The 25,183-nt window shown below is 70.2% G+C and carries 24 protein-coding genes; 11 read left to right on the plus strand and 13 right to left on the minus strand.

The annotated features are described in order from the left end of the window. Window positions 1-13 precede the first annotated feature (13 nt). On the plus strand, window positions 14-1,018 hold the full coding sequence (locus IW252_RS05545) for a LacI family DNA-binding transcriptional regulator (RefSeq protein WP_196835648.1): 1,005 nt from the start codon (window positions 14-16) through the stop codon (window positions 1,016-1,018). On the opposite strand, the gene IW252_RS05550 is transcribed toward IW252_RS05545, so the two are convergent. From IW252_RS05550 to IW252_RS05560, 3 genes are read right to left on the minus strand one after another with little or no spacing between them, the layout of a single operon-like run. After that, window positions 1,015-1,788 (minus strand): TIM barrel protein, encoded by a 774-nt coding sequence (locus IW252_RS05550; protein ID WP_231365917.1) that lies wholly within the window; start codon window positions 1,786-1,788, stop codon window positions 1,015-1,017. The genes IW252_RS05545 and IW252_RS05550 overlap by 4 nt on opposite strands. Beyond that, window positions 1,785-2,819 (minus strand): inositol 2-dehydrogenase, encoded by a 1,035-nt coding sequence (gene iolG / locus IW252_RS05555; protein WP_196835649.1) that lies wholly within the window; start codon window positions 2,817-2,819, stop codon window positions 1,785-1,787. The genes IW252_RS05550 and iolG overlap by 4 nt, the downstream gene beginning before the upstream one ends. Window positions 2,820-2,848: 29 nt before the next feature. Further along, window positions 2,849-4,354: a sugar porter family MFS transporter gene (locus IW252_RS05560; protein ID WP_196835650.1), complete on the minus strand. Its 1,506-nt coding sequence runs from the start codon at window positions 4,352-4,354 to the stop codon at window positions 2,849-2,851. A gap of 231 nt (window positions 4,355-4,585) precedes the next feature. On the opposite strand from IW252_RS05560, the gene IW252_RS05565 reads away from it, so the two are divergent. Continuing rightward, window positions 4,586-5,758 carry a Gfo/Idh/MocA family protein gene (locus IW252_RS05565; protein WP_196835651.1) on the plus strand — a complete coding sequence of 391 codons (1,173 nt, stop codon included), beginning with the start codon at window positions 4,586-4,588 and terminating at the stop codon, window positions 5,756-5,758. Beyond that, entirely contained in the window at window positions 5,755-6,750 is a 996-nt protein-coding gene (locus tag IW252_RS05570; protein ID WP_196835652.1) for a sugar phosphate isomerase/epimerase family protein, read from the plus strand. The genes IW252_RS05565 and IW252_RS05570 overlap by 4 nt, the downstream gene beginning before the upstream one ends. 24 nt (window positions 6,751-6,774) lie before the next feature. Here IW252_RS05570 and IW252_RS05575 read toward each other — a convergent pair whose 3' ends face one another. Beyond that, a complete protein-coding gene (locus IW252_RS05575) occupies window positions 6,775-7,341 on the minus strand; it encodes a TetR/AcrR family transcriptional regulator (RefSeq protein ID WP_196835653.1) in 567 nt (188 codons plus the stop codon). 113 nt (window positions 7,342-7,454) lie between these two features. Here IW252_RS05575 and IW252_RS05580 point away from each other — a divergent pair, with 113 nt between their 5' ends. Both IW252_RS05580 and IW252_RS05585 read left to right on the plus strand, forming a co-directional pair. Next, the gene (locus tag IW252_RS05580) at window positions 7,455-9,005 is read left to right on the plus strand and encodes an MFS transporter (protein ID WP_196835654.1); all 1,551 of its coding nucleotides are present in this window, start codon (window positions 7,455-7,457) and stop codon (window positions 9,003-9,005) included. Between the two features lie 4 nt (window positions 9,006-9,009). Further along, the gene (locus IW252_RS05585; RefSeq protein WP_196835655.1) at window positions 9,010-9,537 is read left to right on the plus strand and encodes a DUF1697 domain-containing protein; all 528 of its coding nucleotides are present in this window, start codon (window positions 9,010-9,012) and stop codon (window positions 9,535-9,537) included. A gap of 90 nt (window positions 9,538-9,627) precedes the next feature. On the opposite strand, the gene IW252_RS05590 is transcribed toward IW252_RS05585, so the two are convergent. The 3 genes from IW252_RS05590 to nirB are packed head-to-tail and all read right to left on the minus strand — an operon-like array spanning window position 9,628 to window position 14,500. Then, the gene (locus tag IW252_RS05590; protein WP_196835656.1) at window positions 9,628-10,743 is read right to left on the minus strand and encodes a uroporphyrinogen-III synthase; all 1,116 of its coding nucleotides are present in this window, start codon (window positions 10,741-10,743) and stop codon (window positions 9,628-9,630) included. After that, window positions 10,740-11,795, minus strand: a complete 1,056-nt coding sequence (gene cobA / locus IW252_RS05595) for a uroporphyrinogen-III C-methyltransferase (protein ID WP_196835657.1) — start codon at window positions 11,793-11,795, stop codon at window positions 10,740-10,742. The genes IW252_RS05590 and cobA overlap by 4 nt, the downstream gene beginning before the upstream one ends. After that, a complete protein-coding gene (gene nirB, locus IW252_RS05600; RefSeq protein WP_196835658.1) occupies window positions 11,795-14,500 on the minus strand; it encodes a nitrite reductase large subunit NirB in 2,706 nt (901 codons plus the stop codon). The genes cobA and nirB overlap by 1 nt, the downstream gene beginning before the upstream one ends. Window positions 14,501-14,870: 370 nt before the next feature. On the opposite strand from nirB, the gene nirD reads away from it, so the two are divergent. The 4 genes from nirD (at window position 14,871) to IW252_RS05620 (ending at window position 17,690) form a co-directional block, all read left to right on the plus strand. Next, window positions 14,871-15,239 carry a nitrite reductase small subunit NirD gene (nirD, locus tag IW252_RS05605; RefSeq protein WP_196835659.1) on the plus strand — a complete coding sequence of 123 codons (369 nt, stop codon included), beginning with the start codon at window positions 14,871-14,873 and terminating at the stop codon, window positions 15,237-15,239. 17 nt (window positions 15,240-15,256) lie between these two features. Beyond that, on the plus strand, window positions 15,257-16,036 hold the full coding sequence (locus IW252_RS05610) for a sirohydrochlorin chelatase (RefSeq protein ID WP_196835660.1): 780 nt from the start codon (window positions 15,257-15,259) through the stop codon (window positions 16,034-16,036). A 271-nt stretch (window positions 16,037-16,307) separates the two neighbouring features. Then, window positions 16,308-16,511: a transcription antiterminator/RNA stability regulator CspE gene (gene cspE, locus IW252_RS05615; RefSeq protein WP_196835661.1), complete on the plus strand. Its 204-nt coding sequence runs from the start codon at window positions 16,308-16,310 to the stop codon at window positions 16,509-16,511. 180 nt (window positions 16,512-16,691) lie between these two features. Next, the gene (locus IW252_RS05620) at window positions 16,692-17,690 is read left to right on the plus strand and encodes an LLM class flavin-dependent oxidoreductase (protein WP_331271456.1); all 999 of its coding nucleotides are present in this window, start codon (window positions 16,692-16,694) and stop codon (window positions 17,688-17,690) included. A gap of 18 nt (window positions 17,691-17,708) precedes the next feature. Here IW252_RS05620 and IW252_RS05625 read toward each other — a convergent pair whose 3' ends face one another. Genes IW252_RS05625 through IW252_RS05650 form a run of 6 tightly spaced genes read right to left on the minus strand, consistent with a single transcriptional unit; the run spans window position 17,709 to window position 23,091 of the window. Further along, complete coding sequence (locus IW252_RS05625) at window positions 17,709-18,530, minus strand: IclR family transcriptional regulator domain-containing protein (RefSeq protein ID WP_196835662.1); 822 nt, start codon at window positions 18,528-18,530, stop codon at window positions 17,709-17,711. Between the two features lie 16 nt (window positions 18,531-18,546). Continuing rightward, a complete protein-coding gene (locus IW252_RS05630; RefSeq protein WP_196835663.1) occupies window positions 18,547-19,200 on the minus strand; it encodes a 3-oxoacid CoA-transferase subunit B in 654 nt (217 codons plus the stop codon). A 10-nt stretch (window positions 19,201-19,210) separates the two neighbouring features. After that, a complete protein-coding gene (locus tag IW252_RS05635; RefSeq protein WP_196835664.1) occupies window positions 19,211-19,909 on the minus strand; it encodes a 3-oxoacid CoA-transferase subunit A in 699 nt (232 codons plus the stop codon). Between the two features lie 8 nt (window positions 19,910-19,917). After that, window positions 19,918-21,153, minus strand: coding sequence for a thiolase family protein (locus IW252_RS05640; RefSeq protein WP_196835665.1), 1,236 nt, complete (start codon window positions 21,151-21,153; stop codon window positions 19,918-19,920). A gap of 53 nt (window positions 21,154-21,206) precedes the next feature. Further along, window positions 21,207-21,830 carry a hypothetical protein gene (locus IW252_RS05645; protein WP_196835666.1) on the minus strand — a complete coding sequence of 208 codons (624 nt, stop codon included), beginning with the start codon at window positions 21,828-21,830 and terminating at the stop codon, window positions 21,207-21,209. Window positions 21,831-21,879: 49 nt separating this feature from the next. Next, window positions 21,880-23,091, minus strand: coding sequence for a glycerophosphodiester phosphodiesterase family protein (locus tag IW252_RS05650; protein WP_331271457.1), 1,212 nt, complete (start codon window positions 23,089-23,091; stop codon window positions 21,880-21,882). Window positions 23,092-23,244: 153 nt separating this feature from the next. Between IW252_RS05650 and IW252_RS05655 the strand changes: the two genes are divergently transcribed. Together IW252_RS05655 and IW252_RS05660 are read left to right on the plus strand one after the other, a co-directional pair. Further along, window positions 23,245-24,033 (plus strand): alpha/beta fold hydrolase, encoded by a 789-nt coding sequence (locus tag IW252_RS05655; RefSeq protein WP_196835668.1) that lies wholly within the window; start codon window positions 23,245-23,247, stop codon window positions 24,031-24,033. A 49-nt stretch (window positions 24,034-24,082) separates the two neighbouring features. After that, window positions 24,083-25,180, plus strand: coding sequence for an enoyl-CoA hydratase/isomerase family protein (locus tag IW252_RS05660; RefSeq protein WP_196835669.1), 1,098 nt, complete (start codon window positions 24,083-24,085; stop codon window positions 25,178-25,180). Window positions 25,181-25,183 lie beyond the last annotated feature (3 nt).

The following is a 25,183-nucleotide window of genomic DNA, read 5'->3' on the forward strand; positions in this document are numbered from 1 at the left end:
GAAGACGAGACCCATGACTGAGCCCAAACGCGCCACGATTTACGACGTCGCCCGCACCGCCGGCGTGTCCAAGTCCTTGGTGTCGTTGGTCCTGCGCAACTCGCCCAACGTCTCGCCGGCGCGCCGGCAAGCGGTGCTGGAGGCCATCGAGCAGCTGAACTACCGGCCCAGCCACGCCGCGGCCTCCCTGGCCGGCGGATCCAGCCGGACGGTCGGCGTCGTCATCGACGATTACACCAACCTGTGGTTCGTTGAACTCCTGCGCGGGCTGCAGGATGGCCTCAGCGCGGCGGGCCTACGCATCGCGGTCTCTGACCGCACGCTCAATGCGCACATCGCCTCCGATCCCTTGGACGGCTTCCTCAGCACCCGGGTCGAGGCCCTCGTGCTGGCCACCGAACCCACCGAGTCCATGCGTATCCCGGCGAACATGCCCGTGGTGGTCGCGGGCAATCGCGCGATGAAGATCCCGGGGGCCGACGTCGTCGCCAGCGACGACCGGGCGGGCGCCCGGCAGGCCACGGAACACCTGCTGAGCCTGGGGCACCGGCGCATTGGCCACCTCACCGGTGGCGGCGGCGCATCGCAGCAGCGGCGCGAGGGCTACGAGCAGGCCATGCGCGCGGCGGGGCTCGAGGCGCTGGTCATCGCGCCGGGCTCGGCGACCACTGAGGAGACCGGCTACCGCGGCACGCAGGAGCTACTGACGCGGTTTCCGAACACCACGGCGATCCTGGCGGGCAATGACTCCATGGCCATGGGCGCGCTCGCCGCGGCCCGCGAGCGCGATCTGCAGGTGCCGGGCGAGCTCTCCGTGGTGGGCTACGACGCCTCCCCACTCGCGGCCACGCACCTGCTGCAACTGACCACCGTGGACAGCCTGAACAGCGAGATCGGCGCCGAGGTGGCCGCCGCCCTGCTCAGCCGATTGGCCGATCCGGCCCGCGAACCGGTCTCCGTCCGGCTCGCCCCGCGTCTCATTCAACGGCGCACGACGGCGGCGCCGGGCCGGCGCTAGGCGAAGGCCTCCCGGAACGCCTCCAAGGCCTGCTCGGGGTCCCCGCTGGCGAAGCCTTCCAGCCCGATCACCCCGGTGTAGCCGTGGCGGGCCAGGGCCGCGGCGATGGCCGGGTACCTGATTTCGCCCGTGCCGGGCTCGCAGCGCCCGGGGACGTCCGCGATTTGAAACTCGCCGACCCACGGCAGCGCCCGATCCACGAGGCTCAGCAGATTCCCCTCGCCAATTTGGGCGTGATAGAGGTCCAGGTTGAGCCGCACGCCGGGGTGGTCGACGGCGCTGATCAGCTCCAGCGTGTCCGCGGCCCGGGCGAAGGGGGTGCCCGGGTGATCCACGGCGCGGTTGAGGTTCTCCAGCATGAACGTGCGCCCGGCGTCGAGGGCCAGGTCGCCGAGGCGGCGCAGGGTGTCCGCGGCCCGGATCCAGTCGCCGCCGCTGACGCGCTCGCCCGGCGTGACCGGTAGCCCGTCGGGCCCGAGGCCGGTGCCGTGCAGGTTCAGGCGCGGCACGTCCAGCACCTCGGCCGCCGCGAGCGAGTCCCGCGCCGTCGCGATCAGCTCCGCCTGCCCGCGTTCGGTGATCAGATCCCCGCGCAGGTATCCCGTCATCGAGGAGAACGTGGCGCCCGTGGCGGCGAGCGCCGGGAGGTCCTTGCCGCTCCAGTCCCAGATCTCCACCTCGAAGCCGCGCTCGTCGAGCGCGCGGACCCGGTCCACGATGGGCCGATCCAGGAAGAGCATTTCCGCGCAGGCGGCGAGCCGGTAGCTCATGAGACCCCCGAGCCGACGCCAGCGCGCAGGTCCACAGGCACCGCGATTCCTTCCCTGGCCGATCGCTGAGCGGCGTCGGCCAAGAGGAGGGCCGCCCGGCCGTCGGTATAGCTCGGGCTGGCCGACTCCTCACCGCGTACCCGACAGATGAAGGCAGCGATCTCCGCCGCATACGCCTCGGCGTAGCGCTCCAGGAAGAACTCCTGATACGGCGGGCGGGCCTCCACCACGGAGGCGGTGGAGAGGGAGACCAGGCTGGTCGGCGCGTTGGCGACCTGCAACATCCCGCGGGCGCCGAAGGCCTCCAAGCGCTGGTCGTATCCCACGGCGCTGTGCCGGGAGTTGGTAATGGACACGAGGGCGCCGGAGCTGGCGCGCAACGTGATCACGGCGGTGTCGAAGTCCCCGTGCTGGCGCGCCCCGGCGTCGAACATCTGCGAGCCCGTGGCGCTGACCTCCACGATGTCCGGCAGGAAGAACCGGGCCATATCCAGATCGTGAATGCTCATGTCGCGGAAGATCCCACCGGAGACCCCCACGTACTCCGCCGGCGGCGCCGAGGGGTCCCGGCTGACGATGCTCAACTGCTCCAGCTCGCCGATTTCGCCGGCGGCCACGCGGGCCTGCACGGACGCGAATGCCGGATCGAAGCGCCGGTTGAAGCCGAGCGCCACCGGGACGCCGGCCGCCTGCACCTGGGGCCACAGGGCGTCCACGCGGGCCAGATCCAGATCAATCGGCTTCTCGCACAAAACGGGGACCGACGCCTCGACCGCCGCCTCGATGAGGTCCACGTGGGTGGGCGTAGGCGAGGCGATGACGACGGCGTCGACGTCGCCGCTGCGGATCAACTCGACGGGGTCCGCGGTGGCCCGGCCACCGTAGCGCTGCGCCGTCGCCCGCGCGGCGTCCACCATGACGTCGGCGACGCCGGTGAGCTCGGCATCGGGGTTGGCGGCGATCGTGGCGGCGTGGACTTGGCCGATGCGGCCGGTGCCGATGAGTCCAAAGCGCACAGGTGAGGTGTTCATGAGGGTGCTCCTAGCGGTGGGGGGAGAGTTTAGTGGACGGACTTGACGTCTTCGGGCGCCACCACATAGATGGCTCCGGTGGTGACGTCCTCTTCGAGGGCCTCCAGCGAGCGCCCGCGGGTTTCGGGGACCTGCGTGTAGACGAAGAGCAGGGCCACCGCGCCGATCGCGGCGAAGATGAAGAAGGAGCCGGTGATGCCGACCCCGCTGACGAGCGATGGGAAGTACAGGGCCAGCAGGCCATTGGTGGCCCACCCGAAGAACACGGAAATACCGATGCCCAGACCGCGCATGTGCAGCGGGAAGATCTCCGCGAGCCACACCCACACGGCGATGTTGAGGAACGTCTGCATGGAGAAGACGAAGGCGACGACGAGGATCAGGATGACCACCGGGCGCAGCGGGTGCCCGGCCGGGAGGACCATGGAGGCGACGCCGACGAGGCAGTGGCACAGCGTGGTCAACGAGAGGCCGATCAGGAAGGTCTTGCGCCGGTCGAGGCGGTCCATGTTGCGCAGGGCGATGAGTCCGCCGATCACGGCGACGACGCCGAAGGCAATGTTCGCCAGCACCGCCTGCTGGGCGCTCATCCCGGACTCCTCGAGCACGCGGGTGCCGTAGTACATGATCGAGTTGATGCCGGTCAGTTGCTGCGTCATGCTCACGCCGATGCCGACGAGCACGATCCGCAGGAGCCACTTGTTGCTCACGATGGCGCGCCAGCCGGCGACGTCCTGCGTGGCTTCTTCCGCGGTCAGCCGCTCGACCTCGCGCAGTTCGGCATCGGCTCGCTCCGGGTTGCGGACGGTGCGCAGGACGGCCGCCGCCTCCTCATAGCGCCCCTTCTCCACCAGCCAGCGCGGCGACTCGGGCATGCGCAGCATGCCGATGAACAGGGCAACGGCCGGCAGCGCGCAGACGGCGAACATCAGCCGCCAGACGCCATCCATCTGCCCGCCGAGGAGCGAGGCCAGGATCGCGTTGACCACGAACGCCGCCAACTGTCCGCTGACGATGGCCAGCTCGTTGCGGCCCGTGATCGAACCGCGGATTTCGTAGGGCGCCAACTCGGCCAGGTAGACGGGAACCACGGTTGAGGCTCCTCCGACGGCGAGCCCCAGCAGGACGCGCCCGGCGACCAGGATCGAGAACCCGGCGGTCGTGTGCGTGCCGGGTTCCGGGCCGCCGGGCGAGGCGACGACGAACACGGTGCCGACGAAGAACAGCACGGCGAGGAGCAGGATCGTCCGTCGTCGTCCGATCGCGTCGGACAGCCGTCCGCAGACCAGCGCGCCGACGGCCGCGGCAAAGACGAGCGAGCTGATGACCACGCCCAATTGCAGCAGGTTGAGGCCCAGCTGCTGCGCCATGGGGCCCTCGGCGCCATTGGCGACGCCGGTGTCATACCCGAAGAGCAGGCCGCCCAAGCAGGCGATCGTGGAGATCAGCCCGAGCCGGCGGCGGTGCGGGCCTCCGGTCAGCGGCGGTAGGTCGGGTGTGGTGGCGGAGTTCCCCGCCTCTTTGCGGCTCGGCATGTCCAGCTCCTTGGATGCTCGATGGTTTCACCGTGATGTGTCCTGCTTCACATTGTGGAGCGCTACAATTGTCTTGTCAATCTGTCATGCGAACTTCCTGACGAAGCGCTTGACCGACCCGCGGCCGCCGCTTACTCTCGTTTGGAGCGCTCCATAGTGATCCGCCTCACGAGGTCACCACAGCGCCTGACCATCGTCACGATCCACGCGACTACAGCCCGAGGAGGGCTCATGAACAACACCATCGGGATCGCCGTCATCGGCGCCGGCATGGCCGGACTGTCCCACATTGCCGGCTACCGCACGGCGCCGACCCTCTATGCCCCTGACCTACCGCCCCTGCGCTACGTGGCCGTGGCGGACGTCAATCGCGAGCTGGCCGCGCACGTGGCCGCGCGCTACGGGTACGAAAAGGCGCTCGGTTCATGGCAGGAGGTCGCCGCCGATCCGGACATCGACGTCGTGTCCGTGGTCATCGCCAACCGATTCCACCGCGAGGCCGTCGAAGGCCTCCTCGCCGCGGGAAAGCATGTCCTGTGCGAAAAGCCGCTGGCCGACACCCTCGAGGACGCCGAGGCCATGGCGGCCGCGGCGCGTCAGGCCGACTCGATCGCCCGGATCGGCCTGACGTTCCGCCGCACCCCCAGCATCGCCGCCATCCGCGACCTGATCGAGGACGGCACGCTCGGGAACGTCCTGCATTTCTCCGGGCGCTACTGGACGGACTACGGGCATAGCCCGCAGGCTCCCATGAGCTGGCGCTATCAGGGCGGCCCCGGCAGCGGCGCCCTCGCCGACGTCGGCAGCCACCTGTCCTACGTCGCCGAGTTCCTCGCCGGGGAGATCGTCTCCGTCAGCGGGGGCCGCTTGGCCACCGCCATCACCCAGCGCCACCTGCCCGCCGGAGCCGTGACGGGACACGATCACGGCCAGCTCCTCGAGGACACCGCACCCGTCGAGAACGATGATTACGCGACGTGTAGCGTCGAGTTCCCCGGCGCCACCGGCAGCCTCGAGGTCTCCCGGGTCGCGGCAGGGCACCCCAACACGTTGACCTTCGAGGTCTTCTGCGAACGCGGTGCCGCGCGCTTCAATCAGCTCACTCCCACGCAGATCGAGGTGCTCATCGCCGACGGACCGGGGGCCACCAACGGCTACCGCACCATCAACCTGGGGCCTCAGCACGCGTACGTGGCGGGCGGCCTCCCGATGGACGCCCCCGGCGTCGGGTTCGGCCAGAACGACGCGTTCAGCTACCAGGCCCGCGCCTTCCTTGACGAGGTGGCGGGGCTGGAAACGGCCCTGCCACCGAACGCCACCTTCGACGACGGCGTCCACAACATGCGCATCCTCGACGCCGTGGTCCAGTCGGCACACAGCAACGGAAAGAAGATCTCCCTATGAAGTACGGCGTCTACAACGCGATCCTGCACGACCGCTCGCTGCCCGAGGCTCTGCAGGTCATCAGCGACCTCGGCCTCACCGGGCTCGAGCTTAATACCGGCGGTTTCCTGCCGCCGACCCACGTGCCCAATATCGACGAGATCCTCACCAGCGACGCGGCCCGGGACGATTTCCTCGGCCACTTCGAGGGCACGAACGTCAGCCTCGCGGGGCTGAACTGCAACGGCAACCCCCTGCACCCCAACCCGCGGACCGGCCCCGTGCACGCCGAGGATGTGCGCCGGTCCGTGCGGCTGGCGGGCCGCCTCGGCCAGAGCCGGGTGGTCACGATGTCCGGGCTGCCCGCGGGAGAGCCGGGCGGCACCCGGCCCAACTGGGCGGTCAACGCGTGGAGCTCGGCCACCCTGGACCAGCTGGATCACCAGTGGGGCGTCGCCGCGGACTTTTGGGCGGAGATTGACGCCCTCGCCGGCGAGCACGGGGTCAAGGTGGCCTTGGAGCTGCACCCGCAAAACCTCGTCTTCAACCCGGCCAGCTTCCGCGAGCTGATCGAGCGAGCGGGCACCACCAACATCGGCGTGGAGCTGGATGCCTCGCACCTGTTCTGGCAGCAGATGGACCCGGTGGCCGTGGTGCAGGACCTGGGCCGCTGGGTGTTCCACGCGGCGGCCAAGGACGTGCGCATCAATCCGCACGCCGCGGTGCAAGGCGTCTTGGACAACAGCTTTCGCCGCCTGAGTGCGGACGAGCCGCGCACCCAGATCGGTGACCACGAGTGGGTCAACGAGTGGCCACAGCGCTCCGCGTGGGACTTCGTGGCCCTTGGCAAGGGGCACGACGTCGACTTCTGGGCCCGTTTCCTACAGGCCCTGCAGGAGGTGGACCCGGAGATGATGGTCAACATCGAACACGAGGACACCGAGCTCGGCCGCATTGAGGGGCTCGAGGTGGCCGCGAAGGTTCTGCACCAGGCCGCCGCGTCGCTCACCTAGAGCGGGGCTGCCTCCGGGCCACGGTCAGCGCTGGCGCGCGGCCGCGGCCCGGAGGACCTCCACCTGCTCCAGCACGTGTTCCACGCGGGAGCGGAAGTGACTGGCGGTGGACGCGGCGTCGCCCGCTCCGGGCAGGGCCGCGTGGTAGTACAGGCCGTCGCCGATCAGCATGATGGCCTCGGCCACCGCCTCGTCCCCCACCTCGTCGCGGATCAGCGCCAGCCACTCGTTATGAATCGCGGCGAGGGCATCCGTGGCCCCGGGATGCTGCGCCGTCGCCAGCCGCAGCACCGCGTTGAAGTAGGTGTCCACGTCCGACGTGGCCTCGAGCGAGCCGCGCACAAAGTAGCGTGCCGGCCCCTCGGGAGCCGCGGCCATGAGCTCCCGGTCCGCCGCCGCCGTCTCATGCAGCCCCTCGATCACGGCGTCCGCCAGCGCGTCTTTGCTCTTGAAGTGATACAGCAGCCCGCCCTTGGAGACTCCGGCGCGCTCCGCCACCGCGTCGAGGGTTGCGGCGCGCTCGCCCTCCCCGGCGACGATCTCACAGTATGCGGCAAGCAATTTCTCACGGGCGGCTGGGGGTCGGGGCATACGTGCCACTCTAGCGACTTCCCTCGCTTGCGTTAAACCGTCCAGACGGTACAGTTAAGGTCGAGCCGCCCCGCGGCTTCCTCCGTGACCCCACTGCATCGCCAGGAGCCCGCATGACTGAGCGCCTCGACACCGCCCCAGAGACCACCAGCACCCGCCGGTGGCTCGCCCTGGCCGTGCTCATGTTCCCCGTGCTCTTGGTCTCCGTCGACAACACGGTGCTCACCTTCGCGGTGCCGGCCATCACCCGCGCGCTCACCCCAGACGCTGACCAAGTGCTCTGGATGATTGACATCTACCCGCTGGTCCTCGCCGGGCTCCTGGTCCCGATGGGCAGCCTCGGGGACCGGATCGGCCGGCGCGCCCTGCTGCTCGTCGGCTGCGCTGGGTTCGGGATGGTCTCCGTTTTGGCGGCCTTTGCCCCGGACGCCTCGATGCTGATCGCCGCCCGCGCCCTGCTCGGGTTCTTCGGCGCCATGCTTATGCCGGCCACGCTCTCCCTCATCCGCAACATCTTCACCGATGACCACGAACGCCGCCGCGCGATCGCCATCTGGGCCACCGGCTTCTCCGGCGGTGCGGTCCTCGGCCCCGTCCTGGGAGGCTGGCTGCTGGAGCACTTCTGGTGGGGTTCCGTCTTCCTCCTCGCGGTGCCGATGCTGCTGCCCCTCCTCGCCGCCGGCCCCGTGCTGGTCCCCGAATCCAAGGACCCGTCACCGGGCCCGATCGATCCCGTCAGCATCCTGCTGGCCATCGGTACCCTGACTCCGCTGGTCTTCGGCATCAAGGCCGCGGCCAAGGGGCAGGAGCCGCTGATTGCCGTCGGCGCCGTCGCCCTCGGCCTCGCGTGTGGCTGGTGGTTTGTCCGCCGCCAGCTGGCGCGCGCCGCGAAGCCGGGGCTGAGCCCCATGCTGGACGTGCGCCTCTTCCGCAATCCCGTGTTTTCCGGCGCGCTCACGGTCAACCTGCTCAGCGTGTTTTCCATGGTGGGCTTCATCTACTTCCTGTCCCAGCACCTCCAGCTGGTGGCCGGCCGGTCTCCGCTGGACGCTGGCCTGTTCATGATCCCCGGCCTGGTCATCTCTATCGTGTCCGGCCTCGCCGCCGCCCAGCTGGCCCGCCGCTTCGCGGTGCGGGACCTCATGGTGGTGGGGCTGCTGCTCAATGCCGCGGCCTACGCGATCGTCGCCACGGTGGGGGCCACGGGGTCGGACGCGCTGCTGCTGCTCGGGTTCTGCCTGCTGGGCGCCGGCGTCGGCCTCGCCGAGACCCTCTCCAACGACTTGGCGCTCTCCGCCGTGCCGCCGTCCAAGGCGGGCGCCGCGTCAGCCATCTCGGAAACGGCGTACGAGGGCGGTTCCGTGCTCGGGACCGCGGTGCTCGGCAGCCTACTCAACGCGGCCTACGCCCGCGGATTGAGCACGACGGCGCCGCTCACCGAAGCGCAGGAAGTCGCCGCGGCCAAGACGCTGGGTGGCGCGCACGAGGTCGCGGAATCCCTCCCGGACGCCCAGGCCGCCACGCTGCTGGCGGATGCGGCCCACGCGTTCGATGCGGGCGTGGTGCTCACGGCCGGGATTGGCGCGGCGCTGGCGGTGGCGGCCGCCGTCGTCATCCACCGGGCGCTGCGCCCTGTTGCGGCGCCTGTTCCTGCGGCAGACTGAGCGCATGACGGAATTCGTGGCGTTTCTGCGGGGAATCAACGTCGGCGGGCGGCGTCCGGCCATGGCGGACCTAGCCGACTGCGTGCGCGCAGCCGGGATGACGGATGTGCACACCATCCTCGCCACCGGCAACATTCGCTTCGCCTCGGACGAGCCGGGCGAGGCCGTCGCCACCCGGCTTGAGGCCGCCATCAGCGAGCGCTTCGGCTTCGCCGCGCGCCTCTTCGTCAAGACCCTTCCGGAGCTGGCCGCCGTGCGTGAGGCCTGCCCTTTCGGGCCGACCGAGGTGCATGACGGCGTGGCTCACCACACGTACGTCACGTTCACCGCGGACGCGCAGACGGTGGCAGAGATCCTCGGTCAGGTGCCGGCGGGTCAGCGCCTCGCGGAGCACGGCGACGTGCTGTTCTGGCAGACGCCGAAGGGCAGCTCGCTGGATCACCCGGTGGCCAAGGTCATGAACCGCGCCCGGATCAAGGAGCGCACCACGACGCGCAACGTCAACACGCTGGACAAGATCTTGGCGCGCTAAGTCCTCGCCATGGAGCCGCGTCCCGGCCCTGACGCAGTCTTAACCATCAGCGCCGGATCGGTGGCTGCGAGGCCATGACGCGCCGACGTGCTAGACGTTCAGCCGGTATCCGCGCTTGATGACGGTGGCGACCAGCTGGGGCTCGGGCAAGGCTTGGCGCAGCCGGGACACCGCCATGTCAAGGGCGTGATCGCCCTGGCCCTCCGGAAGAATGGCGATCAGATCCGCCCGGGACAGCACGGCTCCCCGGGCCTCGGCCAGCGCGCGGAAGAGCACCAGCTGGGACGGGCCCAGCTCCACCGTCCGCTCGGCGAGCGTGACGCGGTTGCCCCGGAGCGTCAGCGGGCCCACCGCCGTCGTCAGCCGCTGCGTCCCGGCGGCGGAAAGATGTTCCACCACCTGGCGGATCATCGCGCCCATGCGGAACCGCTCCGGGATCAGCGGCTCGATCCCCACGGACTGCAGCGGATGAGCGGTCACCGGCCCCACGGTGGCGGCCGTGACGCTGGTCTGGAAGGCCCGGATCAGCTCCCAATACCGCCCCTGCTCGTGCGCGGCGGACCACAGGGCGTCCACGGCCGGCGCGGCGGTAAACGTCACCACGTCCAGCCCGCCGGCGATGATCGCGTCGATCAGTTTCTTGACCTGCTCCGCACTGCCCTCCGGTACCACCCAGCGGTAGGGGGAGACCGTGATGACGCGGGCTCCGGCGGTCTCGAGCCGCCGCAGGTCGTCCAGGTCGGCATGGCCATGCATCTGGATCGCCACCGTTTTGCCCGCGACCCCGCGCTCCAGCACGGAGTCCACCAGCGTGGAGGTGCGTTCGTCGTGGCTAATGCCGTCGTCATCAAAACCAGCCGCGCGCACCGCACCGCGCGCCTTGGGGCCACGGACGTGGATCGACGCGTGCTCCAGCGCCTCGGCCAGCGCATCGCCCTGCCCGTGCGCGTCCGCGGAGTCGATCCAACGGCGCATTCCATACGCCGTGGTGACCAGCACGTAGTCGGGGCGGGCGGCGATCAGCGCGTCCGTTTCTGCGAAGAGTTCGGCATCCTCCGCGATGGGGGCGATCTTCAGCACCGGCGCATGCAGAACCTCAGCGCCGCGGCGCTGCAGCGCCTCGATCAAGTCCGCGGATCGCCGATCGCTGGTCACCCCGATGCGGAAACCGGTCAGCGTGCCATCCGGTGGGCTCTGATCATTCACGCGTGCACGTCCTCCAGTGACCTGGCCGCTCCCCCAAACTCCGCGGTCAAGTGCTTCCAGTCGTTTCCCACGGCGACCACGTCGCCGATCACAATCACGGCCGGTGAGGCGCATTTGGCCTCGGCCGCCGCGAGGGCCAGCTTATCCAACCGGGCCACCGTGGAGCGCTGCTCCGCGCTGTACCCGCGCTCGACGACGGCGGCCGGCGTCGCCGGATCCATCCCGTGACGCCGCAGCCCGGCGATGGTTTGGGCCAGCGTGCCCACGCCCATGAGGATCACCAGCGTGCCACCGAGCCCGGCCAGATGCTCTAACTCGTCGTCGCTGAACGGCACGTGCCCGGAGGCGACGGTGAACATCTTGGAGACCCCGCGGTGGGTCACCGGGATGCCCACCGTGCCGGGCACGGCGACGGAGCTGCTGATCCCGGGGATGGTGGTCACGGGCACCTCGGCGGCCAGGCAGGCGGCCACCTCCTCGCCGCCGCGGCCGAACACAAACGGGTCCCCGCCCTTGAGCCGGACCACGGCGTGGCCGGCGAGCGCCGACTCCACCATCATCGCTTGGATCGTCTCCTGCGGCACCTTGTGGTGCCCGGGCGTCTTGCCCACGTCGATCAGTTCCGCCCCGGGGGCGAGGTCGGCCACCACACGGCCGGGGCCGAGGCGGTCGTAATAGACGACGTCGGCCGCGGCCAGAGCCCTGCGGCCGGCGACGGTGAGCAGGTCCGCCTCGCCCGGTCCGCCGCCGACGAGGGTGACGTGTCCGTGCTCAGCGGCGGGCTCCTCCGTGAGCAGCAGCGTGCGCTGTTCCCGGGCCACCGCGGGCAAGACGTCCCACCCGGGGTCGCCGTCGTCCACGCCCACCACCAAGCTGGCACGGCGCAGCGAGGGTCCCAGCAGGGCTAGTTCTGAGGGCACGACGGCGGTCAGCACGTCCGCGCCCGCGCTGCGGTAGCGCGCCACGGCGCGTCGGGCGGCGCCGGCCCGGCCGCACACGATGACGGTGTGGCCGCGCAGGTGGGCCGAGCCGAAGGCAGCAACGCCGTGCATCAGAGCTCACCGCCTGCCGGTGCACCGGCGCGGGCCGCGCCGACGGGAATGGAGGCGCCGAGGCTCACGGGGCCGGCGGGGCGCCGCTGGCCGCGCTCCTCGACATAGGAGAGGTCCTGGTCCTTTTGGTGTGGGGCGTTAACGAAGGAGCGGAAGCGGCGTAGGCGCTCGGGGTCCTTCAGCGTGGCGGCCCACTCGTCCTCGTAGCTCTCCACGTGGCGTGTCATGGCAGCCTCCAGTTCCTCGCCGAGGCCGAGGGAGTCCTCGACGACGACCGAGTGCACGTGGTCAATCCCGCCATCCAAGTCATTCATCCAGTGTGCCGTGCGCTGCAGGCGATCGGCGGTGCGGATGTAATACATGAAGAAACGATCGATGTACTTGATCAATGTTTCGTCATCCAAGTCCTTGGCGAGCAACACAGCGTGCGCCGGATTTGCGCCGCCGTTGCCACCGACGTACAAGTTCCAGCCGGCCTCCGTGGCGATGACGCCGACGTCCTTGGCTTTGGCCTCCGCGCACTCGCGCGCGCACCCGGAGACGCCCATCTTGAGCTTGTGCGGCGAGCGCAGTCCGCGGTACCGCAGCTCAAGGTCGATGGCCATCTTCACCGAGTCCTGCACCCCGTAGCGGCACCACGAGGAGCCGACGCAGCCCTTCACCGTCCGCAGGGACTTGCCGTAGGCCTGCCCGGATTCGAAGCCCGCCTCCACCAGTTCCTTCCAGATCTCCGGCAGCTGCTCGAGGCGGGCGCCGAACATGTCGATCCGGAGCCCACCGGTGAGCTTGGTGTAGAGGCCGTAGCGCTGAGCCACGTCCGCGATGACCGCGAGCTTCTCCGGGGTGATCTCCCCGCCCGGGATCCGCGGGACCACCGAGTAGGTCCCGTCCTTCTGCATGTTGGCCAGGGCGCGGTCGTTGGTGTCCTGCAGGCCGCCGAGATCCCCGTCCAGCGGGTGGGCATTCTGCTGGGAGGCCAGGATGTTAGCGATGGCGGGCTTGCAGAGGTCGCAGCCATGGCCGGTGCCGAAGCGCTCCATGACCGCCTCAAACGAGTGCAGATCCGCAAGGCGGATGGCCTCAAACAGCTCGGCGCGGGAGAATTCGATGTGCTCGCAGAGGGCCTTGGAGACCTCGACGCCGGAGGCGACCAGCTCGGTCTCGATGAGCTTCTTGAGCATCGGCACGCAGGATCCGCAACTGGTGCCCGCCTTGGTACACGCCTTGACCCCGGTGACGTCCTGCACCGGGTCCTGGCCCTCGCACGTGCCGCAGCCGCCGACCGTGTCCCGGATGGTGCCCGCGGTGACGTTATTGCAGGAGCACAGCACGGCGTCGTCGGGCAGCTCCGAGTCGGGCGCCTCACCGCCGGCGGCGGAGAGGTAGGCGCCGGGCTCCGCCGGCAGCTCGCGGCCCAGCAGCGGGCGCAGGGCCGTGTAGGGCGCCGCGTCGCCGACGAAGATGCCGCCGAGCAGCGTCTTGGCGTCGTCGGAGACCACCAGCTTTTGGTACACCCCGCGCGCCGGGTCCGCGTAGACCACCTCCAGCGCGCCGTCGGCCCGGGCGAAGGCGTCGCCGAAGCTGGCAACGTCGACGCCGGAGAGCTTGAGCTTGGTCGCCGTGTCGAACCCATCGAAGGCTGCCTCCCCGCCCGCCAGCCGGTCCGCGACGATCTCCGCCATGGTGTTGGCCGGGGCTACGAGGCCGATGCAGAATCCGCCAAAGTTCGCGACCTCGCCGACGGCCCAGACGTGCGGGACGTCCGTGGCACAGGCCTCGTCGATCACGACGCCGCCGCGCGGGCCCATGCGGAAGACGGGCGCGTAGTCGGCGGCCGGTTCCTGATCGGTCCCCACGAGTTCCTCGACGCTAGTGCCGGCGGCGGCCGCCGCGGCCTCGCGGGCGCGGCCATTGATGGCGCGGATGAGCTCATCGCGGGGCCGAACGCCGATGGAAACGATCACCAGGTCCGCGTCGATCACGCGACCATCGGCCATTTCCACACCGACGACGCGGTCCTCGCCGTCGACCTCCTCGGTCAGAACGGCCTGGGGGAACACGCCGCTGTGCACGGTGAACCCCTTGTTCTTGATGAGGCGACCCATGGCCTCACCCGCGCCCTCGTCCAACTGGGTGCCCATGAGCCACTGGCCGCCGTCGATGACGATGGGGTTGGCACCGAGGGATTCGACGCCGGCCGCAGCCTCGAGGCCGAGCAGGCCACCGCCGATCGTGACCGCGTTGATCCGGCGCCCGTACTTCGCGGTGAGCTCCTGGATCTGCTGATTAATGCCCCACACGTCCTCGAGGTACCGGTACACGTGCGTGTGTTCGTTGCCCGGGATCGGCAGGGTCGCGGCGTTGGACCCGGTGGCGAGGACCAGCTCGTCGTACGGGAACCGGCGCCCGTCCGCCGTCACGGCCTCTTGGGCGGCGAGGTCAAGGTCCACGACTCTGGCCTGGCGCTCCAGCCGGATGCCGTCCCGTTGCCACAGGCCGGCATCGAACGTCAGGTCCACGTCCGTCTGCGTCAGCGCCTTGGACAGGGCCACGCGATCGTACGGGACGTGGGCCTCCTCCGTGAGGACCGTGACCTGGGCGCCGTCGAGCCCGCGAGCGCTCATCGCGTCGGTGAAGCGGTGGGCGGCCGGGCCGCCGCCGACGACGACGATGCGGCGTGGGCCGGAGGTGGTGGGGGTGCTCATGGTGACCTCGCTTGGATCGCTGGTAGTGCGTGGTGTCAGGTGTGGGCGCCGCCGGAATCCCGCCGCGTCCGAACCGTGGGATCCACCCTAGGAACCGCGATTTGCCCGGCAGTGTCCGCGGTGTCACGCCGCAGCAACATCTTTGTGGCGGCGCGCGGGGCCCCGGGTGAGAACCCAGAAATACGCACGAAACACCCCGCTGTGGCCGCCGACGGGAGGCCGGGAACGGCCTCACGGGAGGATCGCTCACGCCGTGAGATGCGATTTACGCGGCCGAGACCTCGGCGGCGTCCTCGGCGTAACACGGCCTGCCTAGGCTCGTTGTCATCCCATCCCGAGCTGCCGAACGCACCGGCGGAAGGAGCCAGACATGACTGTTCTGATCAACGAGGACGTGAGCGTGACGACGTGGGCCCAGGCCTGCTGGTTGGACGATCTGAAGCCCGGCTGGGGAGAGGCCGCGTGGATTAACGGCCAGCAGATCGCCCTGCTGCGCTTCGCCGACGGGTCCCTGTTCGCGGTCACGCAGAAGTGCCCGAGGACCGGAGCCAATGTCATGGCGCGGGGCATCATGGGCAGCCGCAATATTAACGGCGAGCTGGTGCACACGATCGCCAGTCCGCTACACAAGGAGGTGTACCGGCTGGATACGGGCGAATGCCTGAATGCCGCTGATGTTGACCTGCTGGTCTACCCGGTGCGGGTGGTCGACGCCCGCGTCCTCGTCGGCCTGGAGTAATGATGGGAGCCCTCACCATGCCGCGGACCGACGCCACCCACCGCCCCGCCACCAACGACGCGTGGACGGGCTGGATCCCGCCCGTGGTCGCCGGGACCCTCGTCGCCGCCTCACACGGCACGGGCAGCCCGGCCGGCCAGCGAGCCATCCGCGGCCTCGTCGACGCCGTGCGCGCGGCCCGCCCCGAGCTGCGCGTCGAGGAGGCCTTCGTGGACGTGCAGACCCCCTCCGTGCCCACCGTGTTGTCCGGGGCCGGCCCGCTGCCGCGCGTCGTCCCGCTCTTGCTCTCCACGGGGTACCACACGCGCCATGACCTGGCGGAGGCCGCCCGGGAGGTGGAGGGCACCACGGTCACCCGAGCGCTCGGACCGGATCCTCGCCTCGCCGCGGTGCTGGCCCGCCGTCTTGAGGAGGCTGGGCTGCGGGCCGAAGATCAGGTCATCCTGGCCTGCGCCGGCTCCACCGACGCGCAGGGGGTGGCCGACTGCCACACGATGGCCTCGCTGCTCGGCGCCCACATCGGCCGGAAGGTGGAGCCGGCGTTCGTCTCGGCCGCGGAACCGACCGTGAACGACGCCGTTGCCACGGCTGCCGAGCGGGCGCGGCGGGGATTCTTCTCGCGTCGAGCGCGTCGCGGCCGCGTCGTCGTCGCCACGTACCTCATGGCGCCGGGACACTTCGCGGCCCGCGTGGCCGGCTGCGAGGCCGACGTCGTGTCCCAACCGCTCCTGCTCCCCGGGGCGGCCGTGCCGCCCGAACTGGTGGAGCTGGTGCTGGAGCGTTACGACCAGCCGTAGTCAGGCCAGTCACCTGCTGTTCGCTCCCCGCTATAAAAGGGAACGAATTAATGGGCAGGGGTATTTTCTTCGAGTTTTTTCGCGTACTGTTGCAGCTGTAGTAGTCGTAGTTTTTCACGCAGTATTTGCAGTGCCATGTCCTAGACGGGCTTGACCGTTGTAATCCGCGGTGAACTTCCCGCAGCTACGCGTAGGCCGCGAACCTTGCGGCCGTACAACCCGCGCACCAGCGTGCTTTGTCTCGCGTGCACCGTCTTGAAAGGACACAATCATGGCAACAGGTACCGTCAAGTGGTTCAACCCGGAAAAGGGCTTCGGCTTCATCGCTCCGGAGGATGGCTCCGCAGACGTCTTCGCCCACTACTCCGCTATCCAGTCCAACGGCTTCCGTTCGCTGGATGAGGGTCAGCGCGTCGAGTTCGACGTGACCCAGGGTCAGAAGGGCCTGCAGGCGGAGAACATCCGCCCGCTCTAAGTGAACGGCGCTACGCCCAACATTTAGCTTCCGCCTCCCGCTGAGCCCGCTCGGCTGAGGCACCACGGGCGCCCCACCATCACGGTGGGGCGCCCGTGGCGTTTAACGCGTCCGGGCAGTTGATCGGGTTGCGCGGGACACAGTGGGAATGAACGCGCCGGGGGCGGGGTTGGCACCGGTGTGAGTCTTCAGCTTTCAGTCCTCGATTTGGCCCCCATCCGCTCCTCGTCGCTGACGGAAGTGGGCGACGTCGCCGCCTCCTTCCGCGAGTCCGTCGCCCTGGCCCAGGAGGCCGAGCGCCTCGGGTTCCGGCGCGTCTGGTACGCGGAGCACCACAACATGCCCTCGATCGCCTCCAGCGCCACCAGCGTGCTGATCGGCCACGTGGCCGGCCAGACCTCCACCATTCGCCTCGGCGCCGGCGGCATCATGCTGCCCAACCACTCCCCGCTGGTGATCGCCGAGCAGTTCGGCACGCTGGCCACCCTGTACGGGGACCGGATCGACTTGGGCCTCGGCCGCGCCCCCGGCAGCGATCAGCTCACCTTCCAGGCGCTGCGGCGCGACCCGGCCTCCGCCGAGTCCTTCCCCCACGACGTGCTGGAGCTGCAGGCCTATCTGGGCACCGAGTCCCGGATTAAGGGCGTCAACGCCTATCCGGGCTACGGGACCAACGTGCCGCTCTACATTTTGGGTTCGAGCCTCTTCGGCGCGCAGTTGGCGGCCCAGCTCGGCCTGCCGTACTCGTTCGCCTCCCACTTCGCCCCGGATGCCTTGCAGCAGGCCGTGGCCGTCTATCGGGAACACTTCCAGCCGTCGCCGCAGCTGGCCGAACCGTACGTCATTGCCGGCGTCGGCGTGGTGGCCGCGGACACCAACGCGGAAGCCAACGCACTGCTGGAAGAGGTGCGGCGGGACCGGGTGCAGCGGTTCCTGGGGCGGAACCGCACCGAGCCGTTCACGGAGGAGGAGCTGGACATGGTCATGGCTTCCCCGGCCGGGGAACAGATCCTCAACATGCTCAAGTACACCGCGGTCGGCGATGCCGCGGCGGTGGGCGAGTACCTCGAGCAGTTCGCGCGCACGGCGGACGCGGACGAGCTCATCACGGTCCAGTCCCCGCTGGGCGCGGACGAACGCCTGAACTCGTTGCGCTTGACCGCCGCGGCCGTCCGGTAGCCGCGCGCGTGCCACTGCCTACCGCTGCAGGCGGAGGGCCTCCTCCACCTGCTCGGCCGCGGCACGCAGGTGCGGCAGCAGGTCCTCGACCCGCTCCGCGGGGGCCGCGCCACCCGCGCCACCGGCGGACATCGAGACGTTGACCGCGGCCACCACCCGCCCGTCGGGACCGCGGACCGGCACGGCCAGCGAGCTCAGGCCGAGCTCCAGTTCCTGATCCACGAGGGACCACCCCTGCTCGCGGACGCGCGCGAGCTCGGCGGCCAGCCGCGCCGGATCCGTCAGCGTGTGAGGCGTCAGGGCCTCGAAGGGGCCCGCGGCAGCCAGGGCCGCGGCGTCGTCGTCCCCCTCGCCGTGGGCGAGCAGCACCCGCCCCATGCTGGTGGCGTAGGCCGGGAACCGCGTGCCCACGGAAATGCCCACGCGCATGATGCGCCGGGTGTGCACGCGGGCGATGTAGACCACCCAGGCGCCATCCAGCACGGAGGCGGAGGCGGATTCGCCCACGGCGGCGGAGAGTTCCTCCAGCACGGGCTCGGCCAGCTGCGGCAGGTCGTGACTGGAGACAAACGCGTAACCGAGCCGCAGCACCCGGGCGGTGAGCTCAAAGTGCTTGCCATCCGTGCGCACGTACCCGAGGTCCGTCAGGGTCAGAAGGAACCGGCGGGCCGTGGCCCGCGTCAGCCCCGTCACCCGGGCCACGTCGGTGAGCGTCATGGAGGGGTGGTCCGCGCCGAACGCACGGATCACCTCGAGTCCGCGCTCGAGGGATTGGACAAAGTACGACGACGGCGGCTCGGCCGCCGCGGCCGTCGGTTCGGGGGCGTCTGTGGCGGGCATGAGCGTTAGCGTACCGTCACGCCCGGGTGAGTTCGACCGGGATGCGGGCGGCCAGCTCCTCGAACGTGGTGCCGTGGACGGAGCGGACCGTGACGGCGCCGTCGCCGAGGAGGAACACGGCCTGCTCGGTGTAGATCCGGCTGACGCAGCCGAGGCCCGTGACCGGGTACGTGAGCGCCTCCACGAGTTTGGAGTCTCCCGCCTTGGTGAACAGGCTCATCATCACCCACGTGGCCTTGGCGCCGATGGCCAAGTCCATGGCGCCGCCGACGGCCGGGATGGCGCCCTCGGCGCCGGTGTGCCAGTTGGCGAGGTCCCCCGCGCCGGAGACCTGGAACGCGCCCAGCACGCAGACGTCGAGGTGCCCGCCGCGCATCATCGCGAACGAATCGGCGTGGTGGAAGTAGCTGGCGCCGGCCAGCTCCGTCACCGGGATCTTGCCCGCGTTGATGAGGTCGCCGTCGACCTCATCCGCGGCGGCCACGGGCCCCATGCCCAGCATGCCGTTCTCCGTGTGGAGGGTCACGGACTGCTCGGCCGTGAGGAAGTTGGAGACGTTGGTGGGCTGGCCGATGCCCAGGTTGACGAAGGCGCCGGCGGGGATGTCCGCCGCGACCATCCGGGCCATGTCGTCGCGGCTCAGGGCCGTGTCAGTCGTACGCACAGTCATGACGAGTTCCTTACTTCTGCTTCGGCGTCAGCGCCGGGGTGGGGCCGGAGTCGATGGTCACGAGCGTGTCCACGTAGATCCCCGGGGTGACCACGTGTTCCGGGTCGATCTGGCCGACGGGGACGATCTCCTCGACCTGGACGATCGCCTGTGCCGCGGCCGTGGCCATGATGGGGCCGAAGTTCCGGGCCGTCTTGCGGTAGGTCAGGTTGCCGAACGTGTCCGCGCGTAGGGCCTTGATCAGCGCGAAGTCGGCGCGGAGGGGAGTCTCGAAGACGTACCCGACGCCGTCGATCTCCCGTGTCTCCTTGCCCTCGGCGAGCATGGTGCCGTAGCCCGTCGGGGTGAAGAAGCCGCCGATGCCGGCGCCCGCGGCGCGGATCCGCTCGGCGAGGTTGCCCTGCGGGACGAGTTCCAGCTCGATCTCCCCGGCGCGGTAGGCCTTGTCAAAGTGCCACGAGTCCGACTGCCGCGGGAAGGAGCAGATCACCTTCTTCACGCGGCGTTCCTTGATGAGCAGCGCAAGGCCCGCGTCAGCTTGCCCGGCGTTGTTGTTCACCACCGTGAGATCCCCCGCGCCGGACTCCAGCAGCGCGTCGATCAGTTCCATGGGCTGGCCGGCGTTGCCGAACCCGCCGATGAGCACGGTGGAGCCGTCGGTGATCTGCGCGACGGCGTCCGCAGCGTGCTCTGCGATGCGAGGTGCCATGATTACTCCTACTTGGCGTTGACGTTTTCGATGACGACGGCGATGCCCTGGCCGACGCCGATGCAGAGGGAGGCGAGGCCGTACCGGCCGCCGGAGGCCTCGAGGCGGCGGGCCAGGGTGCCCAGCACGCGGAGCCCGGAGGCGCCGAGCGGGTGGCCGATCGCGATGGCGCCGCCCCACGCGTTGACGATGTCCGGGCTGCGCATCCCGGCGGCGCTCCACTGGTCCAGGCAGGCGATGGCCTGCGCGGCGAAGGCCTCGTTGAGCTCCACGGCGTCGATATCCGCCCACGTCAGCCCGGCCCGGCGCAGGGCGAGGTGCGCGGCCTCGACCGGGGCCTCACCGAAGTACTGCGGCTCGTTGGCGAACGTGCCGCGGCCGATGATGCGCGCCAGCGGGTCCATCCCCAGCACCCCGGCGGCCGCCTCCGAACCGAGCCAAGCGGCCGAGGCGCCGTCGTTCATGGGCGAGGCGTTGCCCGCGGTGACGGTGCCGGTCTCCGCGGACCGGAACACGGTGCGCAGGCCGGAGAGGGTCTCGGCCGTCGAGTCCGCGCGGACGGTCTCGTCCCGGGTGACCTCGCTGGAGCGCCGGTCCGCCGGCGGGACGGGGACCACCAGGTTGTCGTAATGCCCGGCCTCCCACGCCGCGGCGGCGCGCTGGTGGGACCGGGCGGCAAACTCATCCTGGGCCTCGCGCGGGATGCTGTGCTTCTCGCGCAGCTGCTCCGTGGCCTCGCCGAGGGACACGGTCCACTCGGCCGGCATCTGGGGGTTGACGAGGCGCCAGCCGAGCGTGGTGTTGGCGAGCTCGAGGTTGTGCATCGGGAACGGGCGCTCGGTCTTCGGCAGGACCCAGGGCGCGCGGGACATCGACTCGACGCCGCCGACCAGCATGAGGTCCGCCTCCCCCACCTCGATCTGGCGGGAGGCCATGAGCGCGGCGTCGAGCGAGGAGCCGCAGAGGCGGTTGACCGTGGTGCCGGGGATCGACGTCGGCAGGCCGGCCAGCAGGGTCGCCATGCGCGCCACGTTGCGGTTCTCTTCGCCGGCACCGTTGGCGTTGCCAAAGATGACCTCGTCGATCGTGCCGTCAGCGATGGTCTGCGCGTCGGGGCCGGGGGCGCGCTCGAGCAGCGCTGCGATCACGTGGGCGGCGAGGTCATCGGGACGGTGCCGGGAGAGCGCGCCGCCGATTTTCCCGAACGGCGTGCGAACGGCGTCGTACACATAGGCGTGCGGCATGAAATCTCCCTCGGCGTCCGGGGCACCACACCCCGCATGTTCGTCATGCGCACTTATGTGCGCTCATTGAACTTTATCGCGAATCGAGGTGAGATGCCAAGGAGATCGCGCAGACCTAGAGCTGCGCCAGCAGGTCCTTCCACACGGCTTTCCAGCGCTCTGCCGCGGCGGGGTGGGCCAGTTGGCCCGTGCTCGACGGAGATCTTCGCCTTGCCGGACGCCTCGGAGATGGAGATCGACGCGCGCGTGCCATCGGCAAAGTCAGCACGCCAATAGCACCACTTGTCCGTCTCGCTCTGACGGGCCGCGCCGTCGAGCGCCACTCCCCCTAAGCCGCCGGCGGCGTCGGCCCGCGTCACGGCCTCGGCGAGCGCAGAAAGCGCCTCGCGCCGGGATCCAGCCCGGGTCTTCGACGCCGAGGCGGCGAACGTCCCGTCCGCTTTCTGCCCCGGCACGCGCCGTCCCACGTGCTGCTCGAAGGCGATGGCCACCGCTTGGGCCCACCAGCCGGGATTCTTGAGCTCCGCGGGCATCTGGGCCACGGCCAGTTCCGCGATCTGGGGGTGGGGAAGATCGCCGGCCCCGGCCGCGCTCAGGAGGCTCACCCAGTCGTCCCACGCGCGGTGCGTGGCCTTCTCGATGGCCGGTGTGTTGGATGCCTTGGTGGTGTTCGCCATGCTCACAGCGTAGCCAGTCTCCGCGGCGCGGCCAGGGCCCTGCCGAGGACTAGTTGCCGAACGTGTCCAGCAGGCGATCCTCGGCGGAGAACAATCCCAGGGAGTCGCCACCGTTGTTCAACACCGCACCACCACCGTTGTAGTAGGCGTCCGGGCTGTTGGTGCCGCCGGCGGAGTACACGCGCAGGGTAGCGCCGGGCTCCAGAACATACCCCTCGCCCACGCGCAGCACATTCGCCGCCGCGTCGCGGAGGTAGTAGCCGGAGACGTCCACCGCGGCCGGTCCCTCATTGACGAGGACCACGTGCTCGCCGTACTCGTCCTGGGTATCGGATCCCGGAGCGTCATTGACGGAGTCCATAATGCTCACCCCGCGATGGCCGGGGAACACCGGCACGCCGTCAAGGTGACGCTCCAGCTGGATGGGGAAGTCCCCCGTGATGCGCTCCACGCCGAGCTCCAACATGTCTTCCATCGCGTCCACGGTGTTGACGGTGTACACGCCGATCTCCAGGCCCTGGACCTGGACCCGGTCCACGCCCTCCTGATCCAACGCGCGGTAGTTGGTGCCATAGGAGTCCACGTACTCGGCCATGCGCGCGATCTCCTCCGCGGAGGGGATGGTCCCGGAGAGCTGCTGCAGGGGAATCTCCGGGGCCAGCTCGGCGAAGCGGACGTTCGAGTCCGCGTCGAAACCGATGACCTCCACCTTCTCCGCCGCGACCAGCCGCTGCCACTGCGGCTCGGTGGCCAGCGCCTCGGCGACCACGGCCTCAATGCCGGGCGAGTTCACCGGGGACTTGATCTCGATGTAGACACCGGTCTGCGTGGTCGCGATCCGCGCGGCATCCCGCAGGTGCGGAATGGGCTCGCCGGCGAACGGCGGGCCGAAGTAGGAGCCGGCGTCCAGCTGCTGCAGCTCGGCCCACGTAAAGGACGTGATCGGATCGTTCACACGGTCGGGAAAGACCTCGGCGACGTTGGTGGTGCGCGCCGGGGTGTTGTCATGGAAAAGAAAGGGGACCCCGTCCGCGGAGAGCTGCACGTCCACCTCGAAGAAGTCCGCCCCGGAGGCGCGGCCGTCCTTGAACGCGGCCACGGTGTTCTCCGGCGCGGTCCCGGCGGCGCCGCGATGGCCAATCATCACGGGCTGCCCGGACTCCTCCGTCGGGGCGTCATCGGCGTGGACGGGTGCGGCGGTGACGGCCACGGTCGCGGCGGCGAGGACGGCGGCTATGCTGCGGGCTGAGCGGTATTTCACGGGTTCTCCTTGACTCACAATGATCTTCGCCCCCAACGACTCCCCCATCCCACCGGCTCGGGGTAACGTGCAGGCAAGGGCCACATGAACGCTGGCGAACATCCTCGCCGGCCGGGCCGCCGGAGCAGGAGTCACCGCACGTCAGGAGTTCTCATGTCCGTCCCGCAGCTCGCCGCCACTCGCTGGTCCGCCCCGGATCCGTCCCGCCCCACCCTGCTGTTGGGGCCCTCGCTCGGCGGCACGGCGGCAGCGCTGTGGCACCGCGCGGTACCCCACTGGGAGAAGGACTTCACGCTGGTCGGCTGGGACCTGCCGGGGCACGGCGAGTCGCCGGCGGCGGGAGCCGATTTCAGCCTGGCGGAGCTAGCCACGGCCGTGGCCCGGCTCGCCGAGGAGCACGCCACGGGGGACGTTCGCTACGCGGGCGTCTCGATCGGCGGCGCCGTCGGCATCCAGCTCGGCATCGATCACCCGGAAAGGTTCTCGGCCCTGACGATCATCTGCTCGGCCGCGCAGATCGGCACGCCGGAGGCCTGGCATGAACGCGCGGCGCTGGTGCGGGAGGAGGGGACGGCCGCGCTGGAGGCCGGCTCCCGGCAACGCTGGTTCACCCGCCGCTTCCTCGCGGAGCATCCCGAGCACGCCGAGGCGGTGCTGGGATCCCTGCGCGCCACCGACCCGGGATCCTACGCCTTCGCCTGCGAGGCGCTGGCCGGTTTCGACCAGCGCGCCCAGCTGGGTCGCATCACCGCACCGCTGCTGGCGGTGGCCGGCGAGCACGATCCCGTGTGCTCCCCCGCCGACGCCGAAGCCCTGGCGCGCGGGGCCGCCACCGGGCGCGCCGTCGTCGTCCCCGGCGTCTCCCACCTGGCGCCGCTGGAGGCGCCGGAGGCCGTCGCCTCCCTGGTGCGGGATCACGGCCGCCCCGCCGCGCGCCGGTAGGGTGTCACGTGAACGACGCCGTCGGCGCCCCGAACGCGCAGGAGGAATCATGGCCGCCCCCGCAGAGCACGTCCTCGCCCAGCTGGCCGGCCCGCTGGGCCTCATCACGCTGAACCGCCCCGACAAGCTCAACGCCCTGACCGAGGACATGGTCAACGCGCTGGGCGAGATCCTCACCGCCTGGGTGCACGACGACGCGGTGAAGGTGGTGGTGCTCGCCGGCGCCGGGGACCGCGGGTTCTGCGCGGGCGGGGACATCAAGGGGTTTTACGAGGCGATCGCCGAGGACCGGCACGCGGACTTCTTGCGGTTCCTCTCCCGCGAGTTCGAAGTGGATCAGCTGATCGCGACCTACCCCAAGCCCGTGGTGGCCTTCATGGACGGGCTGTGCATGGGCGGCGGCGTCGGGCTCGCGGGGCACGCGGGAGTGCGGATCGTGACGCCGCGCTCGCAGGTGGGGATGCCGGAAGCGAAGATCGGCTACAGCCCGGACGTGGGCGGCACGCACCTGCTCGGCCAAGCGCCCGGCCACCTCGGCGAATACCTCGCGGCCACGGGGGAGGCCATGGGCGCCGGGGACGCGATCGATGCCGGCTTCGCAGATTTTTGCATGGCCGAGGACGGCTTCGACGACCTGCTGGCCACCCTCCACGATCTGGCCGGCGAGGAGGTGGAGACCGCCGTCGGCATGGGCCCGCAGTCGGACCACATCGTCGCGGCCCTCGAGGTCCTGCTCGCCGTGCAGCCCCCCGCCGAGACCCGCCGACTCGGCGCGCAGCAGCCGTGGATCGACGCCGCGTTTAGCCGGGACACGCTGCCGGAAATCCTCGCGGTCCTCGACTCGCTCCCCTCCCCGCAGGCCACGGCCGCCGCCGAGGCCGTGCGCGCCAACTCACCGCTCTCCGTGGAGACCGGCATCGCGGCGGTCCGTGCGGCCCGGGCGGAGAACTTCCTGCCGGACGCGTTCGCCCGTGAACTGCGCATTGCCGAATTCCTCATGAACTACCCGGACCTGCCGGAGGGCATCCGCGCCCAGATCATCGACAAGGACCGCAACCCCGCCTGGTTCGCCGCGGAACTGACGGCCGAGCACCGGCAGGCGATGGCCGACGTCGTCCACACCGAGCCGGGCACGGCCGGCCCGTAGCCG

The organism is Zhihengliuella flava, assembly GCF_015751895.1.
In the GTDB taxonomy this organism is placed as follows: Bacteria; Actinomycetota; Actinomycetes; order Actinomycetales; family Micrococcaceae; genus Zhihengliuella; species Zhihengliuella flava.

Bases quoted from the DNA above. Each gene is read 5' to 3' on its own strand.
- IW252_RS05655 (WP_196835668.1), top strand. From the start codon at position 23,245: ATGTCCGTCCCGCAGCTCGCCGCCACTCGCTGGTCCGCCCCGGATCCG.
- IW252_RS05550 (WP_231365917.1), bottom strand. From the start codon at position 1,788: ATGAGCTACCGGCTCGCCGCCTGCGCGGAAATGCTCTTCCTGGATCGG.
- IW252_RS05560 (WP_196835650.1), bottom strand. From the start codon at position 4,354: ATGCCGAGCCGCAAAGAGGCGGGGAACTCCGCCACCACACCCGACCTA.
- IW252_RS05580 (WP_196835654.1), top strand. From the start codon at position 7,455: ATGACTGAGCGCCTCGACACCGCCCCAGAGACCACCAGCACCCGCCGG.
- iolG (WP_196835649.1), bottom strand. From the start codon at position 2,819: ATGAACACCTCACCTGTGCGCTTTGGACTCATCGGCACCGGCCGCATC.
- IW252_RS05630 (WP_196835663.1), bottom strand. From the start codon at position 19,200: ATGACTGTGCGTACGACTGACACGGCCCTGAGCCGCGACGACATGGCC.
- cspE (WP_196835661.1), top strand. From the start codon at position 16,308: ATGGCAACAGGTACCGTCAAGTGGTTCAACCCGGAAAAGGGCTTCGGC.
- IW252_RS05565 (WP_196835651.1), top strand. From the start codon at position 4,586: ATGAACAACACCATCGGGATCGCCGTCATCGGCGCCGGCATGGCCGGA.
- IW252_RS05585 (WP_196835655.1), top strand. From the start codon at position 9,010: ATGACGGAATTCGTGGCGTTTCTGCGGGGAATCAACGTCGGCGGGCGG.
- IW252_RS05625 (WP_196835662.1), bottom strand. From the start codon at position 18,530: ATGCCCGCCACAGACGCCCCCGAACCGACGGCCGCGGCGGCCGAGCCG.
- IW252_RS05570 (WP_196835652.1), top strand. From the start codon at position 5,755: ATGAAGTACGGCGTCTACAACGCGATCCTGCACGACCGCTCGCTGCCC.
- IW252_RS05640 (WP_196835665.1), bottom strand. From the start codon at position 21,153: ATGCCGCACGCCTATGTGTACGACGCCGTTCGCACGCCGTTCGGGAAA.
- IW252_RS05545 (WP_196835648.1), top strand. From the start codon at position 14: ATGACTGAGCCCAAACGCGCCACGATTTACGACGTCGCCCGCACCGCC.
- IW252_RS05645 (WP_196835666.1), bottom strand. From the start codon at position 21,830: ATGGCGAACACCACCAAGGCATCCAACACACCGGCCATCGAGAAGGCC.
- cobA (WP_196835657.1), bottom strand. From the start codon at position 11,795: ATGCACGGCGTTGCTGCCTTCGGCTCGGCCCACCTGCGCGGCCACACC.
- IW252_RS05635 (WP_196835664.1), bottom strand. From the start codon at position 19,909: ATGGCACCTCGCATCGCAGAGCACGCTGCGGACGCCGTCGCGCAGATC.
- IW252_RS05610 (WP_196835660.1), top strand. From the start codon at position 15,257: ATGCCGCGGACCGACGCCACCCACCGCCCCGCCACCAACGACGCGTGG.
- IW252_RS05575 (WP_196835653.1), bottom strand. From the start codon at position 7,341: ATGCCCCGACCCCCAGCCGCCCGTGAGAAATTGCTTGCCGCATACTGT.
- IW252_RS05660 (WP_196835669.1), top strand. From the start codon at position 24,083: ATGGCCGCCCCCGCAGAGCACGTCCTCGCCCAGCTGGCCGGCCCGCTG.
- nirB (WP_196835658.1), bottom strand. From the start codon at position 14,500: ATGAGCACCCCCACCACCTCCGGCCCACGCCGCATCGTCGTCGTCGGC.
- nirD (WP_196835659.1), top strand. From the start codon at position 14,871: ATGACTGTTCTGATCAACGAGGACGTGAGCGTGACGACGTGGGCCCAG.